General features: G+C 51.3%; 22 protein-coding genes. 19 read left to right on the top strand and 3 right to left on the bottom strand.

The window, feature by feature from the left end; all coding sequences use genetic code 11:
* Positions 1-13: 13 nt before the first annotated feature.
* Positions 14-277: a 30S ribosomal protein S20 gene (rpsT, locus tag Q7J88_RS12720; protein ID WP_303722607.1), complete on the bottom strand. Its 264-nt coding sequence runs from the start codon at positions 275-277 to the stop codon at positions 14-16.
* Positions 278-433: 156 nt separating this feature from the next.
* Here rpsT and murJ point away from each other — a divergent pair, with 156 nt between their 5' ends.
* Positions 434-2005 (top strand): murein biosynthesis integral membrane protein MurJ, encoded by a 1572-nt coding sequence (murJ, locus tag Q7J88_RS12715; protein WP_303722606.1) that lies wholly within the window; start codon positions 434-436, stop codon positions 2003-2005.
* 2 nt (positions 2006-2007) lie between these two features.
* Here the strand turns inward: murJ and Q7J88_RS12710 are convergent, their stop codons facing one another.
* Positions 2008-2400, bottom strand: coding sequence for an FxsA family protein (locus Q7J88_RS12710; RefSeq protein WP_303722605.1), 393 nt, complete (start codon positions 2398-2400; stop codon positions 2008-2010).
* Positions 2401-2658: 258 nt separating this feature from the next.
* Positions 2659-3354 (bottom strand): MazG family protein, encoded by a 696-nt coding sequence (locus Q7J88_RS12705; protein WP_303722604.1) that lies wholly within the window; start codon positions 3352-3354, stop codon positions 2659-2661.
* Positions 3355-3594: 240 nt separating this feature from the next.
* On the opposite strand from Q7J88_RS12705, the gene Q7J88_RS12700 reads away from it, so the two are divergent.
* From Q7J88_RS12700 to Q7J88_RS12615, 18 genes are all read left to right on the top strand, one after another.
* Positions 3595-4152 carry a DUF177 domain-containing protein gene (locus Q7J88_RS12700; RefSeq protein WP_303722603.1) on the top strand — a complete coding sequence of 186 codons (558 nt, stop codon included), beginning with the start codon at positions 3595-3597 and terminating at the stop codon, positions 4150-4152.
* A 71-nt stretch (positions 4153-4223) separates the two neighbouring features.
* Positions 4224-4406, top strand: coding sequence for a 50S ribosomal protein L32 (gene rpmF / locus Q7J88_RS12695; RefSeq protein WP_303722602.1), 183 nt, complete (start codon positions 4224-4226; stop codon positions 4404-4406).
* Between the two features lie 23 nt (positions 4407-4429).
* A complete protein-coding gene (gene plsX / locus Q7J88_RS12690) occupies positions 4430-5410 on the top strand; it encodes a phosphate acyltransferase PlsX (RefSeq protein WP_369682034.1) in 981 nt (326 codons plus the stop codon).
* A 51-nt stretch (positions 5411-5461) separates the two neighbouring features.
* Positions 5462-6439 carry a beta-ketoacyl-ACP synthase III gene (locus tag Q7J88_RS12685; RefSeq protein WP_303722600.1) on the top strand — a complete coding sequence of 326 codons (978 nt, stop codon included), beginning with the start codon at positions 5462-5464 and terminating at the stop codon, positions 6437-6439.
* A gap of 41 nt (positions 6440-6480) precedes the next feature.
* Complete coding sequence (gene fabD / locus Q7J88_RS12680; RefSeq protein WP_303722599.1) at positions 6481-7395, top strand: ACP S-malonyltransferase; 915 nt, start codon at positions 6481-6483, stop codon at positions 7393-7395.
* A 39-nt stretch (positions 7396-7434) separates the two neighbouring features.
* Positions 7435-8172: a 3-oxoacyl-[acyl-carrier-protein] reductase gene (fabG, locus tag Q7J88_RS12675; protein WP_303722598.1), complete on the top strand. Its 738-nt coding sequence runs from the start codon at positions 7435-7437 to the stop codon at positions 8170-8172.
* A gap of 45 nt (positions 8173-8217) precedes the next feature.
* Positions 8218-8451 (top strand): acyl carrier protein, encoded by a 234-nt coding sequence (gene acpP / locus Q7J88_RS12670; RefSeq protein WP_303722597.1) that lies wholly within the window; start codon positions 8218-8220, stop codon positions 8449-8451.
* A 141-nt stretch (positions 8452-8592) separates the two neighbouring features.
* Positions 8593-9825 carry a beta-ketoacyl-ACP synthase II gene (gene fabF, locus Q7J88_RS12665; RefSeq protein WP_303722596.1) on the top strand — a complete coding sequence of 411 codons (1233 nt, stop codon included), beginning with the start codon at positions 8593-8595 and terminating at the stop codon, positions 9823-9825.
* A gap of 5 nt (positions 9826-9830) precedes the next feature.
* Positions 9831-10274, top strand: coding sequence for a ribose 5-phosphate isomerase B (rpiB, locus tag Q7J88_RS12660; protein ID WP_303722595.1), 444 nt, complete (start codon positions 9831-9833; stop codon positions 10272-10274).
* Between the two features lie 56 nt (positions 10275-10330).
* On the top strand, positions 10331-11584 hold the full coding sequence (glyA, locus tag Q7J88_RS12655; RefSeq protein WP_303722594.1) for a serine hydroxymethyltransferase: 1254 nt from the start codon (positions 10331-10333) through the stop codon (positions 11582-11584).
* An 11-nt stretch (positions 11585-11595) separates the two neighbouring features.
* Positions 11596-12054, top strand: coding sequence for a cytidine/deoxycytidylate deaminase family protein (locus Q7J88_RS12650; protein ID WP_303722593.1), 459 nt, complete (start codon positions 11596-11598; stop codon positions 12052-12054).
* Positions 12051-12509, top strand: coding sequence for a transcriptional regulator NrdR (nrdR, locus tag Q7J88_RS12645; protein WP_303722592.1), 459 nt, complete (start codon positions 12051-12053; stop codon positions 12507-12509). Before Q7J88_RS12650 ends, nrdR begins: the two co-directional genes overlap by 4 nt.
* Positions 12510-12595: 86 nt before the next feature.
* The gene (gene ribD / locus Q7J88_RS12640; protein ID WP_303722591.1) at positions 12596-13711 is read left to right on the top strand and encodes a bifunctional diaminohydroxyphosphoribosylaminopyrimidine deaminase/5-amino-6-(5-phosphoribosylamino)uracil reductase RibD; all 1116 of its coding nucleotides are present in this window, start codon (positions 12596-12598) and stop codon (positions 13709-13711) included.
* Positions 13696-14346: a riboflavin synthase gene (locus Q7J88_RS12635; RefSeq protein WP_303722590.1), complete on the top strand. Its 651-nt coding sequence runs from the start codon at positions 13696-13698 to the stop codon at positions 14344-14346. The genes ribD and Q7J88_RS12635 overlap by 16 nt, the downstream gene beginning before the upstream one ends.
* A gap of 42 nt (positions 14347-14388) precedes the next feature.
* Entirely contained in the window at positions 14389-15594 is a 1206-nt protein-coding gene (locus Q7J88_RS12630) for a bifunctional 3,4-dihydroxy-2-butanone-4-phosphate synthase/GTP cyclohydrolase II (RefSeq protein WP_303722589.1), read from the top strand.
* Positions 15595-15622: 28 nt separating this feature from the next.
* Entirely contained in the window at positions 15623-16087 is a 465-nt protein-coding gene (gene ribE, locus Q7J88_RS12625; RefSeq protein WP_303722588.1) for a 6,7-dimethyl-8-ribityllumazine synthase, read from the top strand.
* Between the two features lie 4 nt (positions 16088-16091).
* Entirely contained in the window at positions 16092-16565 is a 474-nt protein-coding gene (nusB, locus tag Q7J88_RS12620) for a transcription antitermination factor NusB (RefSeq protein WP_303722587.1), read from the top strand.
* 18 nt (positions 16566-16583) lie between these two features.
* Positions 16584-17894 (top strand): homoserine dehydrogenase, encoded by a 1311-nt coding sequence (locus Q7J88_RS12615; protein ID WP_303722586.1) that lies wholly within the window; start codon positions 16584-16586, stop codon positions 17892-17894.
* The last annotated feature ends 1 nt before the right edge of the window (position 17895 follow it).

Raw genomic sequence — 17895 nt, 5'->3', positions numbered from 1 at the left:
TTTATTGCGAACCTTAGCCGATGCTGTTGACCAACTTGGCCAGCCGAGAAATTTTCCGGCTGGCGGTCGCTTTGTGGATAACACCCTTGGTTGCCGTTTTGTCAATGTAGGGAATCGCTTTTTTTAGCGCTTCTGCTGCCGCATCCTTTTCGCCTGCTGCTGCTGCTTCGCGGACTTGTTTAACCAGGGTGCGCATGGTGGAACGAATATGGTTATTGCGGACATTACGGATCGCATTTTGTTTGTTGCGCTTTTCTGCCGATTTGTGATTGGCCACGTTGCTTCTCCTTGATTTGTTGGTGTATCTATCTAAAAGTCACGGGATAATAGTCGCGAAGCTCTTCTCTGTCAAGTTAGAAATTGATAATCCGATAGAGTTTTTTTCGTAGCTTCAGTAGGTTATCGATTTTAATCAAAGGATTAATTTTTTTAAATGTCAATTCAGAAAAAAATAGCGGCAGCAACCCTGGTCATGGCGTTTGCTACCTCGTTGAGCCGCATTGCCGGGTTGGTGCGTGATGTCATCGTTGCCCGTATGTTTGGTGCCGGTTTTGCGACTGATGCATTTTTCATGGCATTTACCATTCCGAACCTCTTGCGGCGTTTTTTCGGCGAGGGATCTTTGACCGCTGCCTTTGTGCCGACCTTTTCCGAAGTTTTTCATCAGCGTGGTGAAGCAGAGGCACAGAGGCTAGCCAATCGCTGCGTCACGATATTATTGTTGGTGATGCTGGTGGTGGTCACGGTCGGAATCGTTTGTTCTCCCTGGATCGTACAGGGAATCGGTTATGGTTTTGGCCATATTGAGGGAAAGCTCGAGTTGACCGATCGGTTGAATCGTTTGATGTTTCCGTATGTCGGGCTAGTCTCTCTTCTTGCGTTGATTACTGGGATTCTCAATGTGCGTGGCCATTTTTTTCTGCCGTCGCTATCTCCCCTGTTTCTCAATCTGTCCATGATCCTTAGTGCTTTATGCTTAGGGTTTTTGTTCGAACAGCCGATTTTTGCCTTGGCGGTCGGCGTGCTGGCCGGGGGGGTAGTGCAGCTCTTGCTGCAATTTCCGGTTATGTTGAAGTATCGCATCCGCTTCAGCTTTGAGTTTGATTTCTGGCGCGATAAACAACTACGAAAAATAGTTTCCCTGATGTTGCCAGGAATTGCGGGCGTTGCGATTTACCAGATTAATATTATTGTCAGTCGCTTGCTCGCTTCACTTTTGCCGGAGGGCAGTGTTTCTTATCTTTATTACGCACAGCGCTTGTTCGAGTTCCCACAGGGGATATTTATTGTTTCTCTTGCGCAGGCGGCGTTGCCGATGATGAGTCAGCAAGTTGCTGACAAGGATCTTGCCGGGATGAGGCGTTCGTTGGGCTTTGCGCTGACGCTGATCACGATTTTTACCCTGCCCGCAATTGTCGGGCTGGTGTTGTGTGCGATACCTGTCTACTCGTTGTTTTTTCTTGGTGGGGAGTTCGATTCGATTGCCTTGCAGAATACAGCGTGGGCGTTGATCTGTTATGCTCCCGGCCTGTTGTTTGTCGGTTATAGCCGGATCGCTTCGCAGACCTTTTACGCCCTAAAAGATACCCGTACGCCGGTCTGGGTTTCTTTTTGGACGCTGCTGGTCAATCTGCTACTGGGAGTGGTTCTGATGCAGTTTTTCCAGCATCTCGGCTTGGCGGTTGCGCTGACGTTGGCCTCGCTGTTTAATGCAGTTCTATTGCTTGTTCTACTGCGCAAGCAAGTTGGTCCGCTGGTGCAGGTCTCACTCTGGACGCCTTTTTTTAAAGTTGTCCCGGCCAGCCTGCTGATGGCGGCGGTGGTCCATTTTCTACTTTCCTTTGCTGAGTGGCAGCAGGGTGGAGACAAGCTGTGGCAGGGTGGGGTACTATTGGCTGCAGTCGGTTCTGGTGTTGCTGTTTTCCTCGGTGCCTGTCTGTTATTAAGAATAGAAGAATTGCAACAGGGGCTGCGCTTGTTGAAAAAACGCAAGTCGGCAAACTAAAACTAAAAACGTCTGAAGTGGATTTCTCCACGAGCGATCTTTCTCTCCAGCCATTTCTGCAGCCAGCCCTTAAAAATTGCACGGGTTGCTGGGGTCAGTAGGCAAAAGCCGATCAGGTCGGTACAGAATCCGGGGGTGAGTAACAGTAGCCCCCCGGCCAGAATCATTGCCCCATCCATCATCTCGCTAGCGGGAACGCGGCCTTCATTTAAATCTTTCTGAATTCTGCCGATCAGGCTGAACCCCTGACTTCTTGCCAGATAGGCTCCAGCGATGCCGGTAATAAAGATCATGGCGATCGTAGGCCCCACTCCGAGTTGGCGGCCTGCTTCAATCAGGACGTAAAGTTCAATGACCGGGACTAAGGTGAAGATAAATAGGAGTTTTATAAACATCAACCGCTTCTTTCGTAAGAAATTGTAAATTAAACTTGTTCGCTATTTGGTAAATTTCATATTTAACAGACCTTGTATTGTAACTTACTGAAAATACTAAATAAAATAAATGGTTAAAAAATAGGCAACCCGCAGAAGGAGTCAGTAAATGCCAAGGTTTAGTTTTATTCAACAGGGTTTTCAACAAGTTTTCCACAAATATTGTGGACGGTCTCCAAAAGTGTTTGTTTTTCGATAACTTTAGAAGTTGTGACCCTATTACAGGTTGTGCTTTGAGTCAATTTCGTAGATGAGTTGACTGGTTTTTTTTCTCAGAAGATCTTCAGGATCGAGATTGATTACTGCAGCCAACTTGCAGGCAGCAAGCAGTAGTTGGCTCATTTCCTCTTCCAGTTCGGATTTTTTGGATTTATATTCCATTGTTAAAAATCCAATATTTTTTAGTGACATATGCATTCCTGCCAAGATTTCGGTTGAAGTTTTTTGGGGACACTTCTTAGCAAATTTCGTACATCGTTTAAGTGCTGGGAGGGTTTTCGGAAGGCGCTGGGCGAGGGTGTCCGGCAGTCCTTTTTCGCTGCGCTCCTGGCGCTTGATTTCTTCCCAGCGCTGTTCGTGTCCCTCGTAGCTGGCGTCGTCGAAAATATGCGGGTGGCGGCGTTTGAGCTTTTCGCTGATCGACTTTGCAACATCGGCAATGTCGAAATTTCCCTTTTCAGAAAAAATCTGCGCTTGGAAAACAATTTGAAGGAGTAGATCTCCGAGTTCGTCACATATGTCATTCGGGTTGTCGGTATCGATCGCTTCCAGAAGTTCATAGGATTCTTCAAGGATATGCTTCTTTAAGGATTCGGGGGTCTGCTGGCGATCCCACGGGCAGCCATTTTCTGACCTGAGTAGGGCCATGATATCGATTAGTTCACGGAAGGTCTTCAGTTGTTTATCGGCGCTCATTTCTGTGTTCCTGTAAAATGTTTTAAAATTCTATAGATTTTGATGGGTTGACTTGCCTGAGAGGTACTTGGTTGCCAGTTATATTGATAGCATTTTCTCGTTCAAAAAAAACCTTGCAAATTACCCGACGATGGGCTAAGAAAACTCGCCGTTCTCTGTCAGCATAATTGGAGCCCTTTTCCCTTGACATGATTAAGGCTCTCTTTATACTGTTCACTTTTTGCTCTGGAGCTGAATTTGATGCACCTTGAGTTGAAAGACATTAAAGAAGCTGGTCTAAATCGGGAAATGGTCTGCAACGCTGCAGATTTTCCGGTTTTGGTGAAAATGGAAGGGCAGGAAGAGGTTCGTTTCGTCGCCCCGGTCATTTTTCAATTGCGGTTTCAGAAATTGGGACAGCTTGTAGAAGTCGATGGTCATTTTAAGTCACGGGTCAATCTGATTTGTGGTCGCTGCCTGCAACCGTACGATATTGATTTGTCAGGCGAGTTCGCCTTCACCTTCACGCCGCATGTTGCTGATGAAAATGCTGCAGAGGAGGGCGATGAGGTTGAACTGGAGACCGATGAACTAGGGCTTGTTTATTATAAAGACGAATCCCTTGAGTTGCTGCCGCCTCTGCAGGATCAGTTGGTGATGGCATTGCCGATCAGTCCACTCTGCTCTGAAGATTGTGCCGGTTTGTGCAGTGAATGTGGCTGCAATCTGAATGTTGAGAAGTGTCATTGCGAAAAGAAGGTTTTTAACAACAAGTTTTCGGCCCTTGCCGGTCTGAAAATAGAGTCGTCCGATAAGTAGGGCGAGCGGGCGAACGCCTGATCATAATAAAACTGCTGAGCTTTAAGACGTTCGGCTGCAAGGAGACAAAAATGGCTGTACCAAAGAGTAAGAAATCAAAAGCAAAAAAGCATACCCGTCGTGCGCATGACGCAATTAGCGCTCCTGGTATTTCAACCTGCCCGCAGTGCCAGGAGCCGAAGCAACCGCATCGTGTCTGTGCAAATTGCGGCACCTATAAAGGTAAAGAAGTTATCAATAGCGACGAAATCTAATCTTCGACAAGGCGCGTATGTCGTTGAAAATTGCTATTGATGTAATGGGTGGAGATGCCGCCCCGGCTGCAGAAGTGGCCGGGGCGGTGTCCGCTGCCCGGCAGTGGGGTTGTTCCGCGATTCTTGTCGGTGATACAGAAAAGATTCAGCAGGAACTGGCGAAACATCAAACAGAAGGTTTGTCCCTTGAAATCCAACATGCCAGTGAAGTGGTTGGTATGGAGGATTCGGCGTCGGATGCGGTGCGAAAGAAGAAAGACTCTTCTATCCGTGTCGCGTTCGATTTGGTCAAACAGGGTAGGGCTGCAGCCGTAGTCAGTACCGGGAACTCCGGGGCGACGATGGCTGCCGGCATGGCTGTTTTGCGTCGTGTCAAAGGGATTGATCGGCCGGCAATCGGTACTCTGGTGCCGACCTTGGAAGGCCAAACAATGGTGCTCGATATGGGCGCTAATGTCGAGTGCAAACCGATCAACCTTCTTCAGTTCGCATTGATGGGGAGTATTTATGTCGAGCAGGTGCTCGGTAAACCTCGTCCGAAAGTTGGACTTTTGTCCAATGGCGAAGAAGAAAAGAAAGGTAATGACCTGACTCGTGAGACGCATCAGCTACTCAAAGAGACCGATTTGAATTATGTCGGCTACGTTGAGGGTGGTGACGTTTATAACGGATCGGTCGATGTCGTTGTTTGTGACGGTTTCGTCGGCAATGTGCTGTTGAAAGTATCAGAAGGTCTTGCGGTTGCGATCGGCACCATGTTGAAGCGGGAAATCGAAAGTCGTTTCCTGGCTAAAATCGGCTACCTGCTTAGTCGGTCAGCCTTTAATGCTTTCAAGAAGAAAATCAATCCTGCCGAATATGGCGGAGCTCCGCTGCTTGGGATTGCCGGGACCGGAATTATCTGTCACGGCAGCTCTGATCCTGTGGCGATCAGTATCGCTATCCGGCAGGCGACTGAGTTTGCCAAGATTCGGATCGAAGAACGTTTGGCTGAGCTGTTGTAATTTTGTAGTGTTTTGCTTTGTGATGATGTCTCTGGAAAAGGAGAACCAGCTATGAAATCACGTATCATCGGTACGGGATCTTATACTCCGGAAAAGGTATTGACCAATTATGATCTCGAAAAGATTGTCGATACGAATCATGACTGGATCGTCACGCGAACCGGAATAGAGGAACGCCACATTGCTGCAGAGGGCGAGTTTACTTCCGATCTTGCGGCCATAGCGGCCAAGCGTGCTCTGGATGCCGCCGGCCTGTCTGCTGAAGAAATCGACCTGATCGTCGTTGGTACCATTACTGGTGACTATCCCTGGCCTGCGACTGCCTGTGTTGTGCAAGCCAAACTTGGTGCCAAAAACGCCTATGCCTATGATGTTTCCGCCGCTTGTAGTGGTTTTCTTTTCGCCCTTGCCAATGCTGATGATTACTTGATCGCAGGGCGGGGAAAAAAGGCGCTGGTTATCGGAGCGGAAACTTTCAGTCGCTCGCTCGATTGGACTGATCGCAATACCTGTGTTCTGTTTGGTGATGGAGCTGGTGCCGTCGTCCTAGAAGCTCAAGATGGCGATGCTGGTGTGCTAGCTTCCCATCTGCATACCGACGGCAATCATATCGAGCTCCTTTACCAGCCTGGCTTTGGCGCAGTATATCCGGCTTCTGCAGAAGGCCTGGAGAAGCGGCTTCCGTACCTGAAAATGCAGGGGAATGAGGTTTACAAGTTTGCTGTTCGCATGATGACGGAGGTCTCTAAAGCGGTTCTTAAAGAGCAAGGTTTCCGCTGCGCCGATGTTGACCTGTTTATCCCGCATCAAGCAAATATACGTATCCTCGAAGCGACCGCCAAACGTTTGAAACTGACTGATGATCAGTGTTTTATAAATGTCCAAAAGTATGGTAACACATCGGCGGCGACCATCCCGATTGCCATTGATGAAGCACAGCGTGAAGGGCGTTTAAAAGAAGGTAATCTGCTGTTGCTGGCCGCGTTTGGTGGTGGTTTCACCTGGGGCGGGACCTTGGTTCGTTGGTAAACTTGAGCTGAACTTAAAATTTTCAGATACGGATTAATCATATGAACGCATTTTTGTTTCCCGGTCAGGGTTCTCAGTATTCAGGAATGGGCAAAGATCTGGCGGAAAATTTTCTCGTCGCCAAGCATGTTTTCCAAGAAGCGAACGACTCCCTCGGTTTTGATCTTGCGGCCATGTGTTTCAGTGGTAGTGAAGATGAGCTGAAGCTGACCGCCAACACACAACCTGCCATTCTCACTACCAGTATTGCCGCGTTACGAGTTTTGGAGCAGGAAACAGACCTGCAGCCCGCTTTTGCTGCCGGACATTCGCTCGGCGAGTATTCGGCGCTAGTTTCGGTCGGGGCGCTTTCTCTGGCAGATGCCGTCAAGACCGTCCGTCAGCGTGGCACCTTTATGCAGGAGGCGGTGCCGGTCGGTTTCGGCGCCATGGCGGCGATCATGGGGATTGATGCTCCAGAGTTGACGCTGATCTGTGAAAAAGCAGCTGAGGGAGAGATCGTGGCTCCGGCTAACTTCAACAGCCCTGGACAGATCGTTATAGCCGGTCACGCTACCGCAGTTGAGCGTGCCATGACCCTTGCCAAGGAAGCTGGCGCAAAGCGGGCATTGCCGTTGCCGGTTAGTGCTCCGTTCCATTCTGCCTTGATGGAGCCGGCAGCCAAGCGTTTGGCTGAAGTCCTTGAAGGTGTCACGATCGGTGAATTCAAGTGTCCGGTTGTCGGCAATGTTGAAGCTGCCCCATACCTGGGTCCTGAGCGGGTTAAGCCGTTGTTGGTTGAGCAGGTCTGTGCTGCTGTGCGCTGGGACGAATCGGTGCTGAAGATGCAAGAGTTGGGTGTCACCAACTATATAGAGATCGGTCCCGGTAAAGTGCTCTCCGGTTTGGTAAAGAGGATTGCTAAAGGCACGACGGTACAGAATATTGCTGACATCGACAGCCTGAAAAAACTTTAGCTCTCTAGAAAAAATTACGTACAAATAAGGAGAATGAATATGGTACAGGATAGAGTTGCTGTTGTGACTGGTGCCTCACGAGGTATCGGACGCAGCATTTCCTTGGCGCTGGCAAGTCAGGGAGCAAAGATTGTCGCTGTAGATATCGATCCAGAAGCAACCGAGGCCTTTGTTGATGAACTGAAAGAAAGCGGTGCTGAGGCGGTTGCCGTGACCGGTAACGTTACCGACGCAGCTGATGTTGAAAATATGATCAAGGTCGCCAAGGAGACTTTCGGATCGGTCGACATCTTGGTCAACAATGCCGGTATCACTCGTGACGGTTTGCTGTTGCGAATGAAGGATGAGGACTGGGATGCTGTTCTCAGCGTCAATCTGAAAGGTGCTTTCTTGTGCACCCGCGCTGCCGCCAAGGTAATGACCAAGCAGCGTAGCGGCCGGATTATTAACATCGCTTCGGTTGTTGGGCAGATGGGCAATGCCGGTCAGGCCAATTACTGTGCCAGTAAGGCGGGGTTGATGGGGTTGACCCGTTCCAATGCCCGTGAATTGGCCAAGCGTAACGTGACCGTAAATGCGGTTGCCCCCGGCTTTATCGCCACCGCCATGACTGACGCGCTGGCAGAAGACAAGCGTCAGGAACTGGCTGCTCAGATTCCTCTTGAGCGTCTCGGTTCGGCGGACGATATCGCCAACGCGGTTCTTTTTCTAGCTTCCGACAACTCCGGTTACATTACCGGGCAGGTTCTCGGGGTCAACGGCGGAATGTACATGTAAACAAAATGGCTTATTCATAGCCGAAACCAAACAGGAGGAAAGCAGATGGCTTCTATCGAAGAACGTGTAAAGCAGATTGTTGCGGAGCAACTGGGTGTTGACGAAGACCAAGTAACCCCTGATGCAGCCTTCATGGACGATCTAGGTGCCGACTCTCTCGACACCGTTGAACTAGTTATGGCTCTCGAAGAAGAGTTTGACGTCGAAATCTCCGACGAAGACGCAGAGAAGATCCAGAAGGTTCAGGACGCAGTTGACTACATCAGCAACGCTTCCTAAGAAAAAAGCGGTGGCAGCGGATAGGTTCCGTTGCCACCGTTCTACTTTCTGCCGTACTGTAAAGAAGAAAAACAGTTACTCCGCTTATTTTAAACAGTTTCTGCTTCGGTTCGCCGAATAGACGATTGAAAAGAGAGAGTTATGCGTAGAGTTGTGGTCACCGGTATCGGTATCGTGTCCCCGCTTGGGACCGGTGTTGAGAAGAACTGGACAGCCATTACTTCCGGGCAATCCGGATTAGGGCCAATTACCCGTTTCGATGCCTCCGAACTGCCAAGCCAGATTGCCGGCGAAGTCAAGGATTTCAATGCTGAAGACTTTATCGAAAAGAAAGAGATCAAGAAAATGGATCTCTTTATCCAGTACGGGCTGGCTGCCGCTGAAATGGCGTACAATGATTCCGGTTTGCAGATTACCGAAGAAAACGCTGAGCGCGTCGGTGTTCTGGTCGGTTCTGGATTGGGGGGGTTGCCGACGATGGAAAAATACCACGATGTGCTGAACGAGCGGGGGTATAAGAAAATCTCGCCGTTTTTTATCCCGATGCTGATCATCAATCTGGCTCCGGGACACATTTCGATACGTTTCGGTGCGAAGGGGCCGAATCTCTCGTCGGTTTCCGCCTGCGCGACGGGCACCCATTCGATCGGAGATGCGTATCACATGATTGCGCGCGGTGATGCCGATGCCATGTTTGCTGGTGGTACCGAGTCAACTATCACACCGCTGGCAATCGGCGGTTTCAATGTCATGAAGGCGCTATCGACCCGTAATGACGACCCACAGGGAGCCAGCCGCCCGTTCGAAAAGAATCGCGATGGGTTCGTTATGGCGGAAGGTGCCGGGATCGTTATCTTAGAGGAGTACGAGCAGGCCAAGGCCCGCGGTGCCAAGATCTACTGCGAGGTCGGTGGGTACGGCATGAGCAGCGACGCCTATCACCTGACTCAACCGGCAGCAGGTGGTGAAGGCGCTGCACGTTGTATGAAGATGGCGCTGAATAATGCCGGGGTAAAGTCGGAAGACGTCGACTACATCAACGCGCATGGCACCTCGACCCATTTCAACGACCTTTACGAAACGATGGCGGTCAAGTCTGTTTTCGGGGATAGTGCGAAAAAACTGATGATCAGCTCGACCAAGAGTATGACCGGACACGGTCTTGGCGCGGCGGGTGGTTTCGAAGCGGTTTATATGGCGCTGTCTATTGCCAACGGCGTCATTCCTCCGACCATTAACTATGATGAGCCGGATCCGGATTGCGATCTTGATTACGTGCCTAACGTAGCTCGCGAGGCTAAGTGCGACATCGCCATGTCGAACTCCTTCGGCTTCGGTGGAACTAACGCCACCTTGTTGTTCAAGAAAGTTTGAAAACGATGAAAATAGCAGTTGGATCCGACCATGGCGGCCTTGAACTGAAGCAGGCTCTTTTTAATATGTTGCAGCAGCGCGGGCTCGAGGTCGAAGACTTTGGTGCTTTTACTGATGACTCGGTTGACTACCCTGATTTCGGCGTCAAGGTTGCTAGTGCAGTATCCAAGGGAGTGGTCGAACGGGGCATTCTTGTTTGTGGCACCGGAATCGGCATGTCAATCATCGCCAACAAGTTTTCGGGAATCCGCGCAGCGCTGGTGCATGATGAATTCACTGCGCAGATGTCGAAAGAGCATAATAACGCTAATATCTTGGTAATGGGCGGACGGATTTTGACGGTAGCGCAAGGGGTCCGGTTAGCCGAAATCTGGCTTGATACGAAATTCGAGGGGGGCCGACACCAGAACCGGCTGTTGAAGATTGCCGCCGCAGAGCAGGCTGAATAAAAAACATTGAAGCGGGGCAGTTGACTGTCCCGCTTTTTACGTATACGGAGAAGAAAATGTCTGAAAAAAATCTATCTGTTGTTGATCCAACCATCGCTGAAATTCTGGTTGAAGAGACCGAGCGTCAGGAATACAACCTCGAATTTATCGCTTCAGAAAACTTTGTTAGTGAGGCTGTTCTTGAGGCCCAGGGGTCAGTATTGACTAACAAATACGCTGAAGGTTATCCGGCCAAGCGTTACTACGGTGGTTGTGAAGTGGTTGACAAGGCAGAACAACTTGCGATCGATCGCGCCAAGGAACTGTTCGGTGCAGAGCATGTCAACGTGCAGCCGCACTCCGGGTCCCAGGCCAATATGGCGGTTTATATGGCTGTATGTGAGCCGGGCGACACCGTTCTCGGCATGAACTTGGCTCATGGTGGTCACCTGACGCACGGTTCACCGGTCAATTTCTCTGGCAAACTCTACAATATCGTCCCTTACGGGGTGAAGGAAGAAACTGGCACCATCGATTACGATGAGGTCGAGCGCCTTGCCAAGGAGCATAAACCGAAGATGATCGTCGTTGGTGCCAGCGCCTATGCCCGCGAGATTGATTTTCCGGCTTTCCGCCGCATCGCTGATGAAGTAGGCGCGGTGGTGATGGTCGACATGGCTCATATCGCTGGGCTGGTCGCAGCCGGTGTCCACCCAAATCCCGTCCCCTATGCCGAGTTTGTTACCACCACCACTCACAAGACTCTGCGCGGGCCCCGTGGCGGCATGATTCTCTGCACGGAGGAATGGAGTAAGAAGCTGAACAGCAACATCTTCCCCGGAATTCAGGGCGGCCCGCTGATGCACGTCATTGCCGCCAAGGCTGTGGCCTTCAAGGAGGCACTCTCTCCGGAGTTCAAACAGTACGCGCAGCAGGTGGTCAACAACGCGCAGACTTTAGCCAAAGAACTGGTCGCCAAAGGGTACAAGCTGGTCTCCGGTGGCACCGACAATCACCTGATGCTGCTCGATTTTACCGGTACCGAGTTGACCGGTAAGGTTGCTGAAGCGGTTCTGGAAGAAGCGGGCATCACCGTGAATAAAAACGCCGTGCCGTTCGACAGCCGTTCGCCGTTCGTTACCAGCGGTATCCGTATCGGCACCCCGGCGACGACCAGCCGAGGCCTGAAAGAACCGGAGATGGTCAAGGTTGCCGGTTGGATCGATCGTGCATTGAAGAATATCGACAACAAAGAGGAACTGGCGAAGATCCGCGCCGAGGTCAAGGAACTTTGCAAGGCGTTCCCGCTGTACGCTCATCGCCTGAAGTAAGGAACTATCCCGTGCAACGACCGAGTTGGGACGAATATTTCATGCAGATCACCGAGCTGGTTGCCAGCCGATCGACCTGTATGCGTCGTAAGGTCGGGGCGATTCTGGTAAAAGAAAAGAATATCCTGGCAACCGGATACAACGGGGTGCCGAGTGGCATCACCCACTGTGATATTACAGGTTGCCTGCGTGATCAACTCAATGTTCCTTCCGGTGAGCGCCACGAACTCTGCCGCGGTCTCCATGCCGAGCAGAACGCCATTATCCAGGCGGCTCGGCATGGCATCAACATCGATGGTTCGACCCTCTACTGTACCGATTCTCCCTGTATTATTTGCGCCAAGATGCTGATCAATGCCGGTGTAGGCGGGGTGGTGTTTAAGCGTGGTTACCCGGATGAGCTGTCGTTGCAGATGTTACAAGAGGCCGGTATCGAATTTGTGCAGTTCGAACAAGATGAGGACCTATGAAGTGCCCTTTCTGTCAACATGATGATACTCGCGTGGTCGATTCCCGCCTCGGCAAAGAAGGGAATAGCGTCCGTCGTCGTCGCGAATGCCCTGCCTGCGAGCGTCGTTTCACCACCTACGAACGGGTCGAAGAGATCCTTCCTTGGGTGATCAAGAAAGATGGTCGCCGAGAGGCCTTCGATCGAATGAAGATTATTGCCGGAATGCAGCGTGCTTGCGAGAAACGACCGGTTTCGGTTGAGCAGATCGAGGAGATGGTCGACCAGCTCGAGCGCAGATTTCAGGAGCGGGGCGATAAGGAGATCGATGCCAGCCTGATCGGTGAAGCGGTCATGGATACTCTACATTCGGTTGACGAGGTCGCCTATGTGCGTTTTGCTTCTGTTTACCGCCAATTCAAGGATATTAACGAATTTATGACTGAGTTGACGGATTTGTTGAAGAACTCGAACTAGGAGATTCCTCTGTAGATTTTTCTAAACAGCCGGGATATCGTGGGTATTCCGGCTGTTGTGCTTTTAGAGGTTAAAAGGAAGTGGAAATGGATCTCGACATCCATCGACAGTATATGCAGCAGGCGATCGGTCTGGCTCGCCGGGGAGAAGGACGAACATCGCCGAATCCGCCGGTTGGGGCCTTGATCGTACGTTCCGGCAAGGTCGTTGGTCAAGGATTTCATCCCAAGGCGGGTGAGCCGCATGCCGAGATTTTTGCGCTACGCCAAGCTGGCGGGCTGGCCAGAGGTGCTGATGTTTATGTCACTCTTGAACCCTGTTCGCATCACGGGAGGACCGGTCCCTGCGCCAACGCTCTGGTCAAGGCCGGTGTCGGGAGGGTGTTTGTCGGGGTACAGGACCCGAACCCGTGTGTTTGCGGGAGAGGAATTGAGAAATTGCGGCAGGCCGGGATTGAGGTGACCATCGGGATTGAAGAGCAAGAGTGTCGGCGGCTGGTGATGCCGTTTGCCCGGCTTCTCTCATCTGGAATGCCTTACACAATCTATAAGGCAGCAATGACCTTGGATGGCAAGACCGCTACGGCAAGCGGAGACTCAAAATGGATTACCGGTGAGCAGAGTCGCCTGCGGGGGCATCTCCTGCGCAACAGGGTCGAGGCGATCATGGTCGGAGTGGAGACCGTTCTTGCTGATGATCCTTTGTTGAATACCCGTTTACCCGATGGCGGAGGACGTGATCCGCTGCGCGTGGTGGTGGATAGCCACTTGCGGATGCCAGCTGACGCAGCGATGCTGCAACAACATTCGACGTCCTGGACCCTTATTGCGACCATTAGTGACGATGAGGAGAAGATCCTTCGTTTGCAGCATGCTGGAGCAGAGGTCGTCAAGTTTCCTGCTGATGAAGGTAAGGTTTCTCTGCCCCATCTTTGGCATGAACTGGGGAAGCGAGATGTGCAACGTTTGTTGTTGGAAGGTGGTTCGACTTTGGCCGGAGCGGCCTTAACTGCCGGTTTGATCGATCAGCTACAGGTTTTTGTTGCCCCTAAGTTGATCGGTGGGGCCGTCACTTACGGAATCTTTTCCGGCAGCGGCTGCACGGTATTGGCAGAGGCGATACCGCTGGGAGATCTTCGCTATGAACAGGTTGATAAAGATCTTTTGATTGTAGGAGAGGTTGAACGATGTTTACGGGGTTGATTCAAGCGGTTGGTACTGTACGTAGTCTCAAACGGCAGGGGAATTCCGCAGTGTTGCAGATCGCCAGCGAGTTGGCAAGAGAGGAGTTGCATCTGGGAGAAAGTATTGCGGTCAATGGTGTTTGCCTGACTGTTGTTTCCTGGGACGAGCATTCCTTTTCGGCCGATGTTTCGCCTGAGACTCTCGATTGCAGCAACCTGGGCAGCTTGAGAGCAAACATGCAGGTCAACTTGGAGCGAGCATTGCGGCTTTGCGACCGGCTTGGTGGACATTTGGTCAGCGGCCATATCGATTGTGTTGCGATCGTGAAGAAGCGTTTTCAGGATCAGAACGCGGTCCGTTTTGAATTCAGTGTGCCGGAAGAGGCGCTGCGTTATCTGGTTGCAAAGGGATCTGTAGCAATTGATGGCATTAGTCTGACGGTGAATACTGTGAGCGAAGACAGTTTTTCGGTGGCGATCATCCCTCACTCGTTGGAGATGACAACTTTGCAGCACTGCCGCGAAGGGGCAAGAGTGAACATCGAAACGGATTTGGTCGGTCGCTATGTCGAGCGGTTACTGGAGGCAAAATCTGACAGCAAGCAAGGGGAAGGCATCAGTCTTGAGTTCCTTGCCAAGAACGGATTTATGTGAGATATTTCCCGGCTAACGTCTTTAATTCGGAAGGAAGAATCAATGCCGACTGCGAAAATAGAAGCTGCTCTCGAAGATATCCGTCAAGGCAAGATGGTGATCTTGGTCGATGATGAAGACCGTGAGAACGAGGGTGACTTGGTTGTTGCGGCCGAATACGCAACCCCTGAGATCATCAACTTCATGGCTCGGGAAGGGCGGGGCCTGATCTGCCTCTCTTTAACCGAAGCGCGGGCCGACGAACTGGACCTGCCATTGATGGTGTCCGATAACAGCTCATCCTTCGGCACCGCATTCACAGTTTCGATTGAGGCGCGGCGTGGGGTCACAACTGGAATCTCCGCCGCCGACCGGGCGCATACTATTCAGGTAGCCGTCGCCGATGAGACGACTGCACGTGATCTGGCTCGACCGGGACATGTCTTCCCGCTACGTGCAAAGAAGGGGGGGGTACTGGTGCGGGCCGGTCAGACTGAAGGCTCGGTTGACTTGGCACGGTTGGCGGGGTTGAAGCCGGCTGGAGTGATCTGCGAGATCATGAACGAAGACGGCACGATGGCACGGATGCCGCAGCTTAAAGAGTTTGCCAAGCGGCATGAGCTGAAAATTATCACCATCGCCGATATGGTTGAGTACCGCATGCGCAAGGAGATGTTGGTACGGAAAGCCGTAGAAACAATCATCCCGACGGAGCATGGTGGTGATTTCAAGGCGATCGTCTATGAGAACGATGTTGATAAGGCGCTGCATCTTGCCCTCGTTAAGGGGGAGATCGGTCCGGATGAGCCGGTACTGGTGCGGGTGCACTCTGAGTGCCTCACTGGAGATGTTTTCGGCTCACAGCGTTGCGACTGTGGGGATCAACTGCACTCTGCGATGGCAACCATCGAAAAGGAAGGCTGTGGAATAGTTCTCTACATGCGGCAGGAAGGGCGTGGTATAGGCCTGGTCAATAAACTTAAGGCTTACAACCTGCAGGATCAGGGTTGCGATACGGTAGAGGCGAACGAAGCGCTAGGTTTTGCTGCAGATTTGCGTGATTACGGGATCGGCGCGCAGATGCTGGCCGACCTGGGCGCGCGGAAATTGAGGTTGATGACCAATAATCCGAAAAAGATTGTCGGCCTCGAAGGGTACGGTCTGGAAATTGTTGAAAGGGTGCCGATCGAGATGGTACCGGTCTGTACTAATGTAGAATATTTGAAAACCAAACGTGAAAAAATGGGCCACATGCTGGAGAATCTCTAGTTGCTGCCAGTGACGATAGGAGGAAAAGATGCCTGAGTTTATCGAAGGTCAATTGGATGCCAAAGGCTACCGCTTCGGGTTGATTGTAAGCCGGTTTAACAGTTTTATCTGTGATCGTCTGCTGGAAGGTGCAATAGATACTCTGACCCGTCATGGTGCGGAAGATAAAAACCTGACCGTCGTGCGAGTCCCCGGTGCCTTTGAGATCCCGCTGTTGGCCAAGAAGATGGTCGCTACGGGCAAGTACGATGCGGTGATCACCCTTGGGGCTGTAATTCGTGGCGGAACACCACATTTCGATTATGTCTGTGCTGAGGTTTCAAAGGGGGTTGCTTCGGTTTCCCTCGACAGTGGGGTGCCGGTGGCCTTTGGTGTTTTGACCACTGATTCTGTTGAGCAGGCGATCGAGCGTGCCGGTACCAAAGCTGGTAACAAGGGGGTCGAGGCGGCGATGAGCGCCATCGAAATGGTTAACCTGATGGGTACGGTCTGAGCTGATGTCGAGCAATAACCGCCGCATCGCTCGGGAATGTGCGTTAAAAATTCTGTTTGCCTTGCGTCTGGACGAGCAGGCCGATGCCAGCCGTTTGCTGGCTGATTTTTGGGAAAATTTTAGATTTGCGGATGATGCGCTTGGCGAACCTTTGGATACAGCCGATAGACCCCTGTCGACAGCTGCCCGCACTTTTGCGGAGGTTCTGGTCAAGGGGGTGGTTGAATCTCGTGCAGTTATCGATAAGCTGATCCGCGAGGTTGCCAAGAACTGGTCGCTGGAGCGGATGGCTCCGGTTGATCTGTCAATTCTGCGTATTTGTACCTATGAACTGCTCTATCAACCCGATATCCCAAAGTCCGTTGCAATCAACGAAGCGATCGAAATTGCCAAACGATACGGAACTAAGGAGTCGCCTTCATTTATTAATGGATTGCTTGATAGGGTTGCTCAAAACGTGCGGGAAGATAAAGAATAGTTTTTCTGGAGAGGATATATGAACTCGATTAAGATTGGTTTGCTTGGTTTTGGAACCATCGGCACTGGTGTTATCCGGGTGTTGCAGAAAAATGCGGATTTGTTGCAACAGCGTTTGGGAACAACGCTTGAACTTGCTAAAATCATCGATCTCGATATTACCACTGATCGCGGGGTAAAGGTTGACACCGCTTTGTTGAGTACGGATGTCGAAGAGATCATCAGCAATCCCGAAATCGATATCGTGATTGAGCTGATTGGTGGCTATGAGCCGGCAAAGTCTTTCATCCTCAAGGCTATTGCCAACGGTAAGCACGTTGTCACTGCCAACAAGGCTCTGATGGCGCTGCACGGGCAGGAGATTTTGGCGGCCGCCGAAAAACAAGGCGTTGACGTGATGTTCGAAGCGGCGGTCGGTGGTGGTATCCCGGTGATTTCGGCAATCAAGGAAAATCTCTGTGCGAATAATTTCAGCAATGTGCTCGGTATTCTCAATGGAACCTGCAACTATATCCTCACCGAGATGACTGAAAACGGTAGCGATTTTGCTCCAGTGTTGCAGTCTGCACAGGAACTTGGTTATGCCGAGGCCGATCCGTCCTTCGATATCGAGGGGATCGACACGGCGCATAAAATTGCTTTACTGGCGGCTCTGTGCTTCGGGACCAAGGTCGATTTCGACAATGTTTACACCGAAGGGATTACCAAGGTCGCTGCGATCGATATCCAGTTCGCCACGCAAATGGGATATAAGATCAAACTGTTGGCAATCGGCAAGAACCTTGGCGACCAGATTGAGGTACGGGTCCACCCGACCATGATCCCGGCCAGTTATCAGCTGGCGGAGGTGGATGGCGTTTTCAATGCAATTCGCCTGTCGGGCGATTTTCTCGGTCCGGCACTCCTGTACGGTAGCGGGGCGGGGATGGATGCCACTGCTAGCGCCGTAATGGGGGATGTGATGTCGATCGGTCGCGATATGCTCGCTGGCGCCAAGAGAAGGACTCCGATCATGGGCTACTGTGCAGAGCAGATTGTAGAGTTGCCGATCAAGCCGATGAGTGAAATCGTCAGCCACTATTACCTGCGTTTTACCACGGTTGACAAGCCGGGAGTCCTGGCGCAGATTTCCAGTATCCTTGGCAAGTACGACATCAGTATCCAGTCTATGATTCAGCCGGAACGCCATGAAGCAGATGCTGTGCCGATTGTTATCATGACTCATGATGCGAAAGAGGCCAACATCAACCAGGCGCTGGCCGAAATTGATCAGTTGGAGATTGTGCAGCAGCCGACGCGCTTGATCCGGGTAGAGAACAACCTGGGCTGAA

Source organism: Malonomonas rubra (genome assembly GCF_003247215.1).
GTDB lineage: Bacteria > Desulfobacterota > Desulfuromonadia > Desulfuromonadales > Geopsychrobacteraceae > Malonomonas > Malonomonas rubra_A.
This window is presented reverse-complemented; position numbering and strand designations above follow the sequence as displayed.

Bases quoted from the DNA above. Each gene is read 5' to 3' on its own strand.
- Q7J88_RS12630 (WP_303722589.1), top strand. From the start codon at position 14,389: ATGCCGACTGCGAAAATAGAAGCTGCTCTCGAAGATATCCGTCAAGGC.
- murJ (WP_303722606.1), top strand. From the start codon at position 434: ATGTCAATTCAGAAAAAAATAGCGGCAGCAACCCTGGTCATGGCGTTT.
- Q7J88_RS12705 (WP_303722604.1), bottom strand. From the start codon at position 3,354: ATGAGCGCCGATAAACAACTGAAGACCTTCCGTGAACTAATCGATATC.
- fabF (WP_303722596.1), top strand. From the start codon at position 8,593: ATGCGTAGAGTTGTGGTCACCGGTATCGGTATCGTGTCCCCGCTTGGG.
- ribD (WP_303722591.1), top strand. From the start codon at position 12,596: ATGGATCTCGACATCCATCGACAGTATATGCAGCAGGCGATCGGTCTG.
- nrdR (WP_303722592.1), top strand. From the start codon at position 12,051: ATGAAGTGCCCTTTCTGTCAACATGATGATACTCGCGTGGTCGATTCC.
- Q7J88_RS12615 (WP_303722586.1), top strand. From the start codon at position 16,584: ATGAACTCGATTAAGATTGGTTTGCTTGGTTTTGGAACCATCGGCACT.
- Q7J88_RS12635 (WP_303722590.1), top strand. From the start codon at position 13,696: ATGTTTACGGGGTTGATTCAAGCGGTTGGTACTGTACGTAGTCTCAAA.
- glyA (WP_303722594.1), top strand. From the start codon at position 10,331: ATGTCTGAAAAAAATCTATCTGTTGTTGATCCAACCATCGCTGAAATT.
- Q7J88_RS12700 (WP_303722603.1), top strand. From the start codon at position 3,595: ATGCACCTTGAGTTGAAAGACATTAAAGAAGCTGGTCTAAATCGGGAA.
- Q7J88_RS12710 (WP_303722605.1), bottom strand. From the start codon at position 2,400: ATGTTTATAAAACTCCTATTTATCTTCACCTTAGTCCCGGTCATTGAA.
- fabG (WP_303722598.1), top strand. From the start codon at position 7,435: ATGGTACAGGATAGAGTTGCTGTTGTGACTGGTGCCTCACGAGGTATC.
- nusB (WP_303722587.1), top strand. From the start codon at position 16,092: ATGTCGAGCAATAACCGCCGCATCGCTCGGGAATGTGCGTTAAAAATT.
- rpmF (WP_303722602.1), top strand. From the start codon at position 4,224: ATGGCTGTACCAAAGAGTAAGAAATCAAAAGCAAAAAAGCATACCCGT.
- ribE (WP_303722588.1), top strand. From the start codon at position 15,623: ATGCCTGAGTTTATCGAAGGTCAATTGGATGCCAAAGGCTACCGCTTC.
- fabD (WP_303722599.1), top strand. From the start codon at position 6,481: ATGAACGCATTTTTGTTTCCCGGTCAGGGTTCTCAGTATTCAGGAATG.
- acpP (WP_303722597.1), top strand. From the start codon at position 8,218: ATGGCTTCTATCGAAGAACGTGTAAAGCAGATTGTTGCGGAGCAACTG.
- rpiB (WP_303722595.1), top strand. From the start codon at position 9,831: ATGAAAATAGCAGTTGGATCCGACCATGGCGGCCTTGAACTGAAGCAG.
- Q7J88_RS12685 (WP_303722600.1), top strand. From the start codon at position 5,462: ATGAAATCACGTATCATCGGTACGGGATCTTATACTCCGGAAAAGGTA.